Origin of the sequence: Microcoleus sp. Pol7_A1 (genome assembly GCF_036701085.1) — a bacterium.
In the GTDB taxonomy this organism is placed as follows: domain Bacteria; phylum Cyanobacteriota; class Cyanobacteriia; order Cyanobacteriales; family Microcoleaceae; genus Microcoleus; species Microcoleus asticus.
In genome coordinates, this window is the sequence record NZ_JAUBQD010000106.1 from 1 (window position 1) to 12130 (window position 12130).

Below are 12130 nucleotides of genomic sequence, written 5' to 3' on the forward strand. Positions count from 1 at the left end.
TCAATCGAATAAGGTTTCATTTTTTCCGCGATCGCTACTGAACACAGTGTACCACATATACATGGAATCTGCTGTATAACCATAGTTGGATAGTTGCCTTTCATGAGTATCAAGAATGGGTTGAGGAATTAATCACTTCTATTCGCAGTAAGCGCAGATTGTATCAAAAGGGCTTGAGGGCTATAAAGCTCATACAGCAACCATTCTAGGGTGCTTGTCGCCCCCTGAAGCCAGAGGCTTTGGAAAGGCGAAGAATGAAAATTGGAATTGAGAATGAAACAACCCTGCGTCAGGTCAGAGGGGCGACCTCTTGGCTTAGGTATCCAACTATGCTCTTAGGGCAAGTTAAATGTGGAACAGCTTATTAAACCCACCAACTTATTTTGCTAAGATTTGAAGTTGGAGTCGAGCCAATTCTCTCCAACTAAATAAAGCGACAATTAGGAAAATTAAAATATCCACAGCAGTTAAGCTATAATAAATCCCATTTATTCCTATGAATAGCGGCAATATTAACACTACTGGTATAAACAGAAATACTTGTCTTGCCACAACTATTATTCCCGCTATTTTACCGTTGCCTATGGATTGGAATAACGTAATGCCACAAAAGATAAAAGACAGTAGGGGTAGCAATATAATGACAATGCGAAAGTTGAGTATATCGTTAGCAGTGAAAACAACCTTCGGCAGCAACAAGCCCAGAAAAGTTTCCGGGAATAATTGTAGTGGCAACCAGAGTATGCTTAACAGAACTGTACCGCCAATGCCAAAAATTAAGTAGCCTTTCTTCATTCTTTGATAATTTCCCGCTCCATAATTTATACCGATTACTGGCTGTAAAGCATATACAAAACCAAAAACAGGAGTTATTGCCAAAGAATACAAGTTCAACGTTGCGCCAGCAAAAGCAATATCGGTATCGGTTCCATAGTAGGCGATAGATTTAAAAATCACAACCTGTTGAACTATAGTCATTAACTCCATGATTAGCACTGACATACCAACCGATAGTATTGGTGACAGTAAATCTGCTGACAAAGTTAACTTTTTTATTTGAAGCGGAGTAGAACTTTTACCCGAAATAAAATAGGTAATATTTATGACCGCATAAACCATTGAGGAAACAACTGTTGCCAAAGCTATTCCTCGAATACCCCAGTGAAAAACAGCAACAAATATCGGATTTAAAACGGTATCAATTAGAACGTAAATACCAGAGAATACTGTGGCTAAAATGACTTTACCTTCTGATTTGATTAACTGGCTAGAACCTACCGCTAGGACAAGAAATACCGATCCCAACATATAAGTCTTAAAATAATCTGCTCCTAATAAGGCAACTTCGCCTTCTCCTCCCATGAAAGAGATTAATCGATCGCCAAAACCGTAACCTAAAATAGTGATGAAAAAAGAGATAATCAAACTAAGCACTATAAAAGTGCCAAATATCTTAGACTGAGTTTTGGTATCTCCCGCACCAATAGCGCGACTGAGAACCGAAGCAGAACCTACGCCAACTAACAAGGCACATCCAATTACAATCGTCGTCAACGGTAGTGCCAGGGATATGCCTGCTAAAGCACTTTCACCAATCAGTCGCCCTGCAAAGAAAGGATCTAGAAAAGTGTTCAATCCAATTAGTAACATTCCTAGAATACCAGGAATGGATAATTTCAACATCAATTGAATCAGATTGCCTTGCAGAATTTCATCTGTAGCTTTGGTTTGTTTTTCTGAAGTCATTATAAATGTAATCTGGGGTTTGATAGAGTGGTGAATAGAGTAACAATGTGCTACGATCCGGCCAGCGTTGCGGAGGAATATTGCTCTTGACGCTGACGCTGACCCAGCATCACCATCTTTAAACCACTAGCAGGAGGATAGTTAACACCTTGAGGCTTTGGTCGTTCCGATCGTTTGTCAACTAGCCCTAGTTGATAGCTGGAAAGAATCGTTGCCAATATTAGCTTCATTTCAAATAAAGCTAGAGCCTCGCCGGGACAGCGACGAGTACCGCCACCAAAAGGCAGAAATTCATAATTTGAGAATTGTTTTTCCAGAAAACGCTCTGGTTTAAATTGCTTGGGGTCTGGGTATAAATCCTCGCGTTGATGAGTCAAATAAACACATCCTCTTAGTATGATACCTGGATTTAATTCATAGCCCATTACTTCAATTGGTGATTCAACCATCCTGGAAAATGTGATCACTTGAGTTGGATAAATCCGCATACACTCATTGCAGACAGCCGTAAGATAAGGGAGTGCAACAATACTCATATGATCTGGCTTCTCACCGAGGCCATCAAGTTCTTCAAGCAGTCGAGCGAGGACAGCAGGATGCTTGTAAATTGAATACAACGCCCAAGTTATTGCCGTTGCAGAAGCATCTCGACCACCAAAAATAAGTGAAGGAAACAAATCACGCAACTCTTGATCTGTCAAAGGTTTACCCGTTTCATCACAAGCCGATATTAACTCCGAAAGAACATCAGTCCCAGAGGAATTTGCTTGCTTTCGGCGATCGCTAATTTCTGCTAATACCAATTCGTCAAATTGTCGCATAAGATCGCTAAAATATCCCCAAGGACTCCATCTCCCCAAATCACGTTGCAAAGAGGGAAAAGATAAGCAAGTTTCTAACAATGAAGACCGGGCAAAACTTATCATTCTTGGCAGCAACTTCCTCAATTTTTCGTAACGATCGCCTTCACGCAATCCCAATAAAACCTGTAAAATCACATCCAAAGTTATAACCTGCATCGTAGGGTAAGCCAAAAAAGGCTTGCCAACAGTCTGCTGACTCATTAACGTTTCTGTGAGGTCACAAATGAGTTTCCCATAAGTTTTGATTCGAGTACCGTGCATGGGAGGCATTAAAATCTGGCGTCGATTTTTGTGGCGCAAGCCATCGAGCAATAACAATCCGTTATTACCCACCAGTGGAGCCACATCTTCGTTTAACTCACCCGGAGCGGTGATCTCTTTTGTCTGGGTAAAAATCTGCTTAATTCCCTGTGGATTGCTAACGAAAACTACCGGCGTAGAACCAAACATGATGGTGAAAATGTCGCCATAACGTTTGCTAACGCTATCCATGTAGCCAATCGGATCAGATGCAAATTGAATGTTCAGTAACCAGGTGGGGGTTTTCGGCCCTGGAGGTAGTTTCATCGTAATGGGTAATAAGTAATGGGTAATTGGTAATTGAAATCAGCTATTACTAATTAGGGAAGTTAGATACTAGCTGCTGCATTTGCTTTTGATGTTGGCGCTGACCTTTGACTACCAGTTTCACACCACTGACAGGGTAACAAAGTAGTCCTTCAAACTTAGGTTGTTCCGGTTTGCTATCCGCTAGTTCTAATTGATAGCGTGAAAGTATAGTTGCTAATATTAGCTTCATTTCAAATAAAGCTAAAGTTGCACCTATACAAGTACGAGTGCCGCCGCCAAAAGGCAGAAATTCATAAGGAGAAAATTTTCTTGCTAAAAAGCGCTCTGGCTTAAATTTGTTAGGTTCTGGATATAAGTCCTCGCGCCGATGAGTCAGACAAATATTAACTCTGATTAGCGTACCAGGAATCAATTGATAACCCATTAATTCCATCGGTGATTCTACCAATCTTGGAAATGTGAATAACTGAGTGGGATAAATTCGCAATGCTTCATTACAAACAGCGGTGAGATAGGGTAATCCCACAATACTCATCGGATCTGGCGAGTCGCCCAGGCCATCAAGTTCTGTCACCAATCGATCGCGTACTGTCGGTAAATGGTGAATCCAGTATAATGCCCAAGCGATCGCTGTGGCGGAAGCATCCTGAGCTGCGAATAAAGGCGAAATTACCAAATCTCGCAACTCTTCATCTGTCATCATCTCACCCGCTTCATCGCGAGCAAACATCAAATCGGATAGAATATCGCTGCGAGACCTATCTGCTTGCTGCCGGCGTTCTTTCACTTCCGCTTCCAGCAGTTGGAAAAGTTCTTGCCGGAGTTGAAGCAGTTTCCCCCAAGGACTCCAACGACCTAAATCTCGTTGAAGGAAGGGCAGAATGTTGGCAGCTTGAATTAAAGGAGTCCGCATCAAATTTATGATTGCCGGAAGCAGTTTCCTGAGTCTTTCGTAGCGTTCTCCCTCGCTTAAACCCAATACAATCTGAATGCTTATTTGTAAGGTAATGTCTTCTATAGATGGGTAAGCTACAAAGACTTTGCCGATGGAATGCTGACTGATAATTTTCTCTGTCAGATCGCAGATTCGCTGTCCGTAGAAACGCAACCTCGCACCGTGAAAAGCTGGCATCATCAACTGACGGCGATGTTTGTGGCGCAATCCGTCGAGTTGGAGTATTCCTTGGTTCCCCGTAATTAGGGCCATATCTCCGTTCAACTCTCCAGAAGCTGGAATCTGTTTTGTATTGGTAAAAATTTGCTCGATTCCTTGGGGATTGCTGACAAATAATACGGGAATAGACCCAAACGTGATGGTGAAAATGTCACCGTAGCGTTTGGCGAGATCGTCCATGTAGCCAATAGGATTGGTAGCGATTTTAAGATATTGCAACCAGATGGGAGCTTTTGGGCCTGAAGGTAGGTTCATTGGTATTTTTTATTAACTTAGTAAGTGGTGATTGGTTATTGGTCAACCGATTAAGAGGTCTTGCTCCAACTAGGACAAGTTTTTTACCACCCTTGTTAAATCATATTTTTAAGAATGGTAATTCAGTTCATAACTAGAAAATTTATAACTGCTGTTGTTGGCAGGAGCGCAAGCGATCGCTCCATCTAGCCACCTAACAACTGCAACTAACTATTGACTACAGACAAGTGTCGCGCGCGCACTTATCTTCCAACTTCGTGCTTGTTGCCGAGAATTCCAAAGTCTCCTGTATAATCCATCGGTATTTGTAATTAGCTCGTCATGCTTGCCCTGTGCTACTATCTTACCCTCGTCAATTACTAGAATTTGGTCAGCTTTTGTGATAGTAGAAAGTTGGTGAGCAATAATAATTAGCGTCTTCGACTCAACCAGCAAGTCAATTGCTTTTTGAATCAAAATCTCATTTTCTGGGTCAACCGAAGCTGTCGCTTCATCTAGGAGGACGATCGGCGCATCTTTTAAAATGGCACGTGCGATCGCAATTCGCTGTTTTTCACCTCCCGAAAGGGTCGCCCCGCCTTCTCCAATTACTGTTTCGTAACCCTTGGGCAGCTTCACAATAAACTCATGGCATTGAGCGGCTTTTGCTGACGCGATCGCTTCTTCAAAAGTAGCATCCGATTTGCCGAATTTGATGTTATTCAAGATGCTGTCATTAAATAGATACACATCCTGAAACACCATACTGATGTTGGATAATAACTCGTCGGTTTTCATGTCTTTAATATTTACCCCACCGATGAAAATTTCCCCGCTATTAACATCCCAGAACCGGGCAACCAAATTCGTAATCGTCGTTTTGCCTGAACCTGAAGGACCAACTAAGGCGGTAACACTTCGTTCGGGAACTTTAAAGCTGATATCCTCCAGCACGGGGGCATTTTCGTAGCTAAACGAGACATTCTTAAACTCGATATCAAATGAATTTAATTGCTGTTCGCACTCGGGTTCCGGTAGTGATGGAGTGTTCAAGACATTGAGGACTCGCGCCAAAGCGGCATCCATAATCCGCGTCTGAGCAGAAAATTGAAATAGTGAGAACAAAGGTTCATAAACCCGCAATCCCAAAATCAGGAATAACAAGAAGATCGGTACAGTTAGTTTACCGCCAAATAGGATGTAGAGGCCAACGAATAGGATGACAACAAACCCTAATTCTAAAACCAGGGAAAAGACGATCGATGGAGTCACTAACTGTGTCACCATATCAAGATTGGCTTTTTTATAACCATCCAAAGCTTTCTCTAATTTTTGAAATCGACTTCCGGTTTGATTGAAAGATTTGATTGTAGCCATTCCTTGAATGTATTCAATCGTTCGGGAGTTGGCTTCTACTAAAGATATCTTTTGCAACTCTGTCAGGTTTTTTAGTAGTTTTTGACTGTTCGCATAGATAAGTATGGCAATCGGTACACCCGACATGGTTGCTAGCGTTAAGCGCCCATGAATGAATACTAGGAAGGCAGCGATAAAAAAGGGTATGGCGATCGCGCCCACGGTTCTGGGATAAACCAAGGAAAGAATCGGCTCAATATGTTTTATGTCATCGCTAACCAGTCCATTTAAATCTCCTACTTGATTGGTTTTGAAAAACCCCATCGGTAATTTGCGGATATGGTTACCCAAGCGCAGACGCAAATCCCCAATCATCCTGCTGCTAGCGATCTGGGTGAGGCTATTTGCCCAATACAGAAAAACACCTTGCAGCAGCATACAAAGGGCAATCCCTACAAAAAACTGGACTGCTTTTTGTATATCGATCGAGTTCTCAAACAGTTCCTTAATGATGAGATATAGAAAGAAATTAAGGGTAGCCGCAAACAGCGACGATATGACATAAAGTACCGTTCCTTGAATGAACTGCGGCTTGTGCTTGCCTGCTAACTGAAATAAGTCCTTAATCATTTTTATTCTTTAATTTTCCTAGTCCAGGAAATTACTTGCGTTTGCGACTGTTCTTAAGAGCGATGCTGTGTCCTATTCAGTTCCTTAACCATCAACACCTACAAGCTGTTTGCCCTCAAAAGTCCAACCTTGTGCCGCTACATGGGTATCCCACATCTGGCGGTACAGGGCAGAAGTGTTCAGCAATTCTTCATGCTTACCCTTGCCTACAACTTGCCCCCGATCTATTACCAAGATTTGGTCAGCTTCTGTAATTGTTGAGAGTCGGTGAGCGACGATCAGTAGCGTTTTATCTTGAATTAGTGAGTTAATAGCTGACTGGATTTGGGCTTCATTCTCCGCATCTATAAAAGCAGTAGCCTCATCTAAAATTACAATCGGCGCATCTTTCAAAATTGCCCGTGCAATGGAAATTCGCTGCTGCTGACCACCACTTAATTTCGCTCCCTTTTCCCCAACTATCGTTTGATAACCCTCCTGTTTTGCCTGAATGAATTCATGGCATTGCGCTGCCTTCGCGGCTGCAATTACCGCCTCTTGACTAGCATGGGGATTCCCCATACGGATGTTTTCATAAATCGTATCATTAAATAGCACCACCTTCTGAAACACGATGGCAATTTTTGACATCAACTCGTCTATTTTGAGGTCTTTTATATTGACTCCACCGATGCTAACTTCTCCAGAATTGACATCCCAAAAGCGGCCAATTAAATAGGCGATGGTCGTCTTTCCCGAACCCGATGGTCCTACCAGTGCTGTGATGCTATTTTGTGGGATAACAAAACTAATACCTTGCAGAACTTCTGTGTCTTCATAGGAGAAATTAACATCTCGAAATTCAATGGTTAAATCTTTAGGAGTAATAGTTTCTGTTGTTTCGGGAAGTTCCGGTTCATTCAAGATCTTGTAAATTCGATTAACTGACTCTTGAGTTTGTATATAAAGACTTGTTGATTCGACCAGTTTGATCGAGGGTGCGGAAAGGCCCAGTCCTAACAGGAGAAACAGGATGAAGGTTGGTATTGAGAGGCTATTGTTACTTAAGAGCCAGACACCTACAGGAAGCATTGCTAGCAAATTGATAGTGACGCTCAGGGGAATCAAAACCCATGAAAGTAGTGATTTTTTTGACCAATCTTCATCAAATTTGTGGTAGTCCCAAACTGAATCTTTGTACTTAGTAAAGGATTCTGCTGTTTGGCTAAATGCTTTAATGACAGGTATTCCTTGGACATACTCGATAATCGCTGAGTTCATGCGATCCTGTACTGCGTAGTAGTCTTGCACCAGAGGCAATAAGCGTCTCAGCAACAAGTTGTGAGCCAGGAGGACTACTGGGATACCTGTTAATGCTGCCAAAGTCATCCGCCAATCAACAGTTAACAGATAGATAGTCGTGAAAACTAGGGTCGTCAATAGACCAATTCCTTCTGAAATGCCATGAGAAATCATGTATTCAATATACTCCACGTCTTCATTCATCACTTTTTTCAAAGCACCAGTCGCGTGTAAATTGAAGTATCCCAGAGGCAATTTGCCAAATTTTTCGGACAGTTTAATCCTGATGTTGTACAGAATGTTAAAAGCAGCGATATGGGAAAGAGTGCTAGAAACTCCGAACAAACTCCATCGCGCTATAATCGCCACAAGGCTGGCGATCGCTAGTTTCCAGATATACCCTTGGTCAACAGGTGGGTTGAACAGGGTGAGCGCGATCGAATAGACGAGAATAAAGGGAATTAATCCCAACGCTGTAGAAATTACTTGCAGAACGACGGCAAGAATTAATTTTCCTTTTTGGGGTGCTAGTAGCGGGAAGATACTTGGGGATGAACTTGTAGTCATATAGCTTGCTGTAGATATTTTATAACCTCAAAATCGCTCTTTATTTACTTGATTCCTGGAGTTAGCTGGGTGCTTGTCGTATCATTAAAGGCTCTAGCAACGATCGCAATGCTAAGCAAAGCAATAGCAATAGAAATAATAAACACTCCCTTATAGCCGATCGCTTGAGCGATTATGCCACCGAGCGCGGCAGCGATAATGCCAGCAAAGAAGGTAGTTGAAGATTGCAGCGTGTATTCCGTGCCAGCAGTCTCTAATCGGCTGTTGTCCATCATAATGGTGTATAAAACTGTTACTGCCATGCTACTGGCAAAGTTCGTACCGATCGCCACCCCATAAAGAATAGGTAGATTGGTGACACCGAATGCTGGTAATAAGTAAGTTAACATCATTAAAACTTGGAAAAAACCTAACAAAATTAGCGATCGTTTTCTTCCCCAAATCGCGATCGGGAAACCTCCAGCGATCGCGCCCAATATCCCGACACCGTAACTCACAATTCCTAACATTAAGCCAATGTCTGCTAAAGACAGCCCGATATCTACCAACAGGGGACGAAACATCCGAGATGTCATGTAAGGCCCAGTTGTATAAAGTGTCAGAATCGCCAGCCAAGATCCGATCCCCGGTCGCCGAAAAAAGTTAACAATATCCATGAAGGGATTCGCAGGCTTTTGGGAGTTAGATGCAGCGCGTGCAGATTTTTGATGTTTACTTGTAGGTTCTTTGTAGTCCAGAACAGGGATCAGTGCCATAACGATGACTACCGCCAAAGTCAGCATACTGGCTTTCCATCCCCAACGTTCGATCGAAATCAGCATCCCGCCACCGCCGATAATTGCACCCAAATAGTTACCTGCACTCTGTATGCCATTGCCAAAGCCTCGCTCGTGGGGTTCCAGCAACCCTACGGCTAAGGCATCTGTGGCGATATCTTGGCTGGCACAAACGAAACAAATTATTACCAGACATAGAAATGCAAGATTTAGCTGACTCTGAATGTCAATAAAGGCAAAAGCTACTATAGTGCAAGCAACGATGAGTTGAAAGCAGATAATCCAAAATCGATAGTGTCCCCAGCGCGTGAAACCGTAGCGATCGATCGGTGGCGACCAGAGGAATTTTAGCATCCAGGGTAAAGTCAACAAGGGGAGGAAACCGATCGCTTCTAAGGAGGCCCCACGCTGGCGCATCAATACGGGCAAAGCTTCGTACAAACACGCGATCGGGATAAACTGCGATACGTACAAGCTGCCAAGCAATCCGAATTTCTTTAAGCTTTTTGGGTTAATCATGGGACTGGGGATTGAGGACTGGCTGGGGAAAAACAATGTCTTGAGAGTACGCCACCAGCTTATTGCGATCGGGGAAAGTGGGTTTTGTAGAAGAATAGGTTGAGAAATTATTTCATCAATATGTATACCCTAAATAATTATTATTGTCAAGTAGTCATGAGTCATTAGTCAGCAGTCGATGACCAATGACCGATGACCAAAGGCTCAATATCTCAGTCGAAGGGGCAGTATTGGTCGCACATCGAGTATTTTCCCTTGAGGATCGCCGTCAAAGGTTAATTCCAGCAGTGGAGAGGTTGCGCGTTCGATGGCGACAACGCCATTGCGATCGAGCAGAGAAACAGCTTCACTCAGTTCTTTCTGGCGAAAAACTGCGATTTTGACACTGGTTAGCTTTTTTACTCTAGCCCTGTCAAAGTGCGATCTACCTCAACAATATCTAGCAATCTAGTTCAATTGTCGCTATTGAAACCAAATCTTTAACGCGGAGATCGGGCGATCGCACTTTTTTGAACCGATCCATTGTACAGGCGAGACGCCCGTGCCACGGTGGACATAACTCACTTCGGAAGCACAGGCGCGACGCCAGTGTTACAGCGGATGCAGATGGGAGAAGGGCGTGTTAAAATCAATCAAAGTTTAACTAATTATACCTCCTATGGTAACAACAACATTGACTCCTTCTCAACAAAGTAGCGAGGAAAAACTAATTAGTTTAACAGGCATTAAATGGCAAAAATTTAAAGCGATCATGTCTGATTTCGGCGAAGGCAGATCCTGGAGAATTGCTTATAGTAAATGAGTTTTAGAAATCAGAATGCCACTTACAGAACATGAATAACCCAAGGGCATGATTGAAAGCTTTGTTGAAGCTTGCGCAGACGCAGTAGATAGCGAGGTGAGAAAGCTAGGTACTCTTACTCTGGAACGGGAAGATTTAACTCGTGATGAAGGGCGATCGGGACTTAAGGGTGAAGGGTAATTGCAATAACTATTATTATTCCTTAAATTCATCAGTCTTCAATTTCCTTTTTCAGGATACTTAGAAAAGTCACTTAAATCATCTACTTAACCTTTAACTGCTTGTGCGAGGCCGCACTTGACTGAGGCTAATGCTTGTGGGTTTTGCCACAACCACTGCTCGCGATCGGATATGTTGGTTATTGGGTTTAATAAAATTTGTCCTGCTTCGTTGACGAAAAGGCGATACTTTGTTGATTTGGGTTCGCTCTTTAAACTGAGGTTTCCTTATGGATCTGTGCTGATTAACTTTTTTATAATCCAAAACATATTTTTCAGTTATTATAAAATTAGGGAAAACTCTCTAGGTTAAGTTTTACTCAATTCAAACAAATTAGATATTGTTTGTCTATTCTGATTTTAAGGGCGATTCCCTACGGGATAGCTACGCTCGCGCGGGTTTTGTGTTTCTGGGGAATTGATGAAAGGGCGATCGCGCTTCAAAAACTTTTAAAGCAGGCGATGGGAGAAGGTTGTAGAAAAGTGAGGGTGAGAAGGTGCGATCGCATTTGGAGGAGTCGAAAAAAAGTGATAAAATAGAGTAGAGCAGTACACAAAATCCCTGCCAAGGAAAATTAGAGATTTGAAAGGTCAGATTGCGCGTGAAGATTTTGTTTATCTACCCAAGCGCGGCAAAGGAAGCCATGAAAGTTGGCGACATCCAATGCTGAGAAAAACACTGACAATTCCCGGCAAAGATGGAGATGATGTGCCACTCTACCTAGAAAAGCAGTTAGCACAGTTATTAACTGAAATGAATGAGTTAAGGGAGGGCGAAGGTTTATGAGTCGATACAGTATGATTGCTCAATGGTCTGATGAAGATGGACTTTTTATAGTTACTATTCCAGAATTTTCCGATCGCGTGGTTATGCCTTGCACTCACGGCAAAACTCGTGAGGAAGCGATTCATAACGGCGAAGAAGTTATTAAAATGTATTTGGAAGCTTGGGAAGCAGAAGGTGAATCTATCCCTGAACCTAGTACGCTTCAAATTGCTTGATTGGTATTGTAAAACTCTTTTGGTGTGGTATGCGATTGCCTTCAAATCTACATCGTCACACTAAGCAACCTGAGCATTCACCATTGAGTCACTCTCCAAAACATCCGGTGCTGTCAAAATGTTTTGAAGTTGCTGCACAACTTGAGTTTCATCTTGGTAAGCTGATGTGCATTCAAGTTGCAACATGATGGTTACCTTTATTTTTGATCTTTCTCTGCCACTTGATAATTAACTCTCCCTGATTGAGAAGCTTTTCTATAGCGATCGCAAATCATTCGTAAATTAATTAAGGGTTTGAGCCAGCAGCAGTTCCATTAGACCTCTCCCATAATTCCAATCCCTTTCCCCGCTTGGTTTCTGACGGAAGGTTCCTGCAGGAACCTTCCGTCAGA

At 42.5% G+C, this 12130-nt stretch carries 12 protein-coding genes; 5 read left to right on the forward strand and 7 right to left on the reverse strand.

The window, feature by feature from the left end; translation table 11 throughout:
- Window positions 1-378: 378 nt before the first annotated feature.
- From QUA20_RS30495 to QUA20_RS30520, 6 genes are all read right to left on the reverse strand, one after another.
- Window positions 379-1746 (reverse strand): MATE family efflux transporter, encoded by a 1368-nt coding sequence (locus tag QUA20_RS30495; RefSeq protein WP_333194010.1) that lies wholly within the window; start codon window positions 1744-1746, stop codon window positions 379-381.
- Window positions 1747-1796: 50 nt separating this feature from the next.
- Window positions 1797-3176 carry a cytochrome P450 gene (locus tag QUA20_RS30500; RefSeq protein ID WP_333194012.1) on the reverse strand — a complete coding sequence of 460 codons (1380 nt, stop codon included), beginning with the start codon at window positions 3174-3176 and terminating at the stop codon, window positions 1797-1799.
- Window positions 3177-3225: 49 nt separating this feature from the next.
- Window positions 3226-4608, reverse strand: a complete 1383-nt coding sequence (locus tag QUA20_RS30505; protein ID WP_333194014.1) for a cytochrome P450 — start codon at window positions 4606-4608, stop codon at window positions 3226-3228.
- Window positions 4609-4818: 210 nt separating this feature from the next.
- Complete coding sequence (locus QUA20_RS30510) at window positions 4819-6573, reverse strand: ABC transporter ATP-binding protein (protein ID WP_333194015.1); 1755 nt, start codon at window positions 6571-6573, stop codon at window positions 4819-4821.
- 84 nt (window positions 6574-6657) lie between these two features.
- The gene (locus QUA20_RS30515; protein ID WP_333194016.1) at window positions 6658-8421 is read right to left on the reverse strand and encodes an ABC transporter ATP-binding protein; all 1764 of its coding nucleotides are present in this window, start codon (window positions 8419-8421) and stop codon (window positions 6658-6660) included.
- 44 nt (window positions 8422-8465) lie between these two features.
- Window positions 8466-9716, reverse strand: a complete 1251-nt coding sequence (locus tag QUA20_RS30520; RefSeq protein ID WP_333194018.1) for an MFS transporter — start codon at window positions 9714-9716, stop codon at window positions 8466-8468.
- A gap of 658 nt (window positions 9717-10374) precedes the next feature.
- On the opposite strand from QUA20_RS30520, the gene QUA20_RS30525 reads away from it, so the two are divergent.
- The 5 genes from QUA20_RS30525 to QUA20_RS30545 all read left to right on the forward strand — a co-directional run bounded on the left by QUA20_RS30525 (window position 10375) and on the right by QUA20_RS30545 (window position 11738).
- On the forward strand, window positions 10375-10518 hold the full coding sequence (locus tag QUA20_RS30525) for a hypothetical protein (RefSeq protein WP_333194019.1): 144 nt from the start codon (window positions 10375-10377) through the stop codon (window positions 10516-10518).
- A 48-nt stretch (window positions 10519-10566) separates the two neighbouring features.
- Entirely contained in the window at window positions 10567-10698 is a 132-nt protein-coding gene (locus QUA20_RS30530) for a hypothetical protein (RefSeq protein WP_333194021.1), read from the forward strand.
- 383 nt (window positions 10699-11081) lie between these two features.
- Complete coding sequence (locus QUA20_RS30535; protein WP_333194023.1) at window positions 11082-11276, forward strand: hypothetical protein; 195 nt, start codon at window positions 11082-11084, stop codon at window positions 11274-11276.
- A gap of 43 nt (window positions 11277-11319) precedes the next feature.
- Window positions 11320-11523, forward strand: a complete 204-nt coding sequence (locus QUA20_RS30540) for a type II toxin-antitoxin system HicA family toxin (protein WP_333194024.1) — start codon at window positions 11320-11322, stop codon at window positions 11521-11523.
- Window positions 11520-11738 carry a type II toxin-antitoxin system HicB family antitoxin gene (locus QUA20_RS30545; protein ID WP_333194026.1) on the forward strand — a complete coding sequence of 73 codons (219 nt, stop codon included), beginning with the start codon at window positions 11520-11522 and terminating at the stop codon, window positions 11736-11738. The genes QUA20_RS30540 and QUA20_RS30545 overlap by 4 nt, the downstream gene beginning before the upstream one ends.
- Before the next feature lie 60 nt (window positions 11739-11798).
- On the opposite strand, the gene QUA20_RS30550 is transcribed toward QUA20_RS30545, so the two are convergent.
- Window positions 11799-11924: a hypothetical protein gene (locus tag QUA20_RS30550; protein ID WP_333194027.1), complete on the reverse strand. Its 126-nt coding sequence runs from the start codon at window positions 11922-11924 to the stop codon at window positions 11799-11801.
- Window positions 11925-12130 lie beyond the last annotated feature (206 nt).

Coding starts and splice junctions, on each gene's coding strand:
- QUA20_RS30520 (WP_333194018.1), bottom strand. CDS start 9,716: ATGATTAACCCAAAAAGCTTAAAGAAATTCGGATTGCTTGGCAGCTTG.
- QUA20_RS30495 (WP_333194010.1), bottom strand. CDS start 1,746: ATGACTTCAGAAAAACAAACCAAAGCTACAGATGAAATTCTGCAAGGC.
- QUA20_RS30510 (WP_333194015.1), bottom strand. CDS start 6,573: ATGATTAAGGACTTATTTCAGTTAGCAGGCAAGCACAAGCCGCAGTTC.
- QUA20_RS30530 (WP_333194021.1), top strand. CDS start 10,567: ATGATTGAAAGCTTTGTTGAAGCTTGCGCAGACGCAGTAGATAGCGAG.
- QUA20_RS30500 (WP_333194012.1), bottom strand. CDS start 3,176: ATGAAACTACCTCCAGGGCCGAAAACCCCCACCTGGTTACTGAACATT.
- QUA20_RS30505 (WP_333194014.1), bottom strand. CDS start 4,608: ATGAACCTACCTTCAGGCCCAAAAGCTCCCATCTGGTTGCAATATCTT.
- QUA20_RS30525 (WP_333194019.1), top strand. CDS start 10,375: ATGGTAACAACAACATTGACTCCTTCTCAACAAAGTAGCGAGGAAAAA.
- QUA20_RS30515 (WP_333194016.1), bottom strand. CDS start 8,421: ATGACTACAAGTTCATCCCCAAGTATCTTCCCGCTACTAGCACCCCAA.
- QUA20_RS30550 (WP_333194027.1), bottom strand. CDS start 11,924: ATGTTGCAACTTGAATGCACATCAGCTTACCAAGATGAAACTCAAGTT.
- QUA20_RS30545 (WP_333194026.1), top strand. CDS start 11,520: ATGAGTCGATACAGTATGATTGCTCAATGGTCTGATGAAGATGGACTT.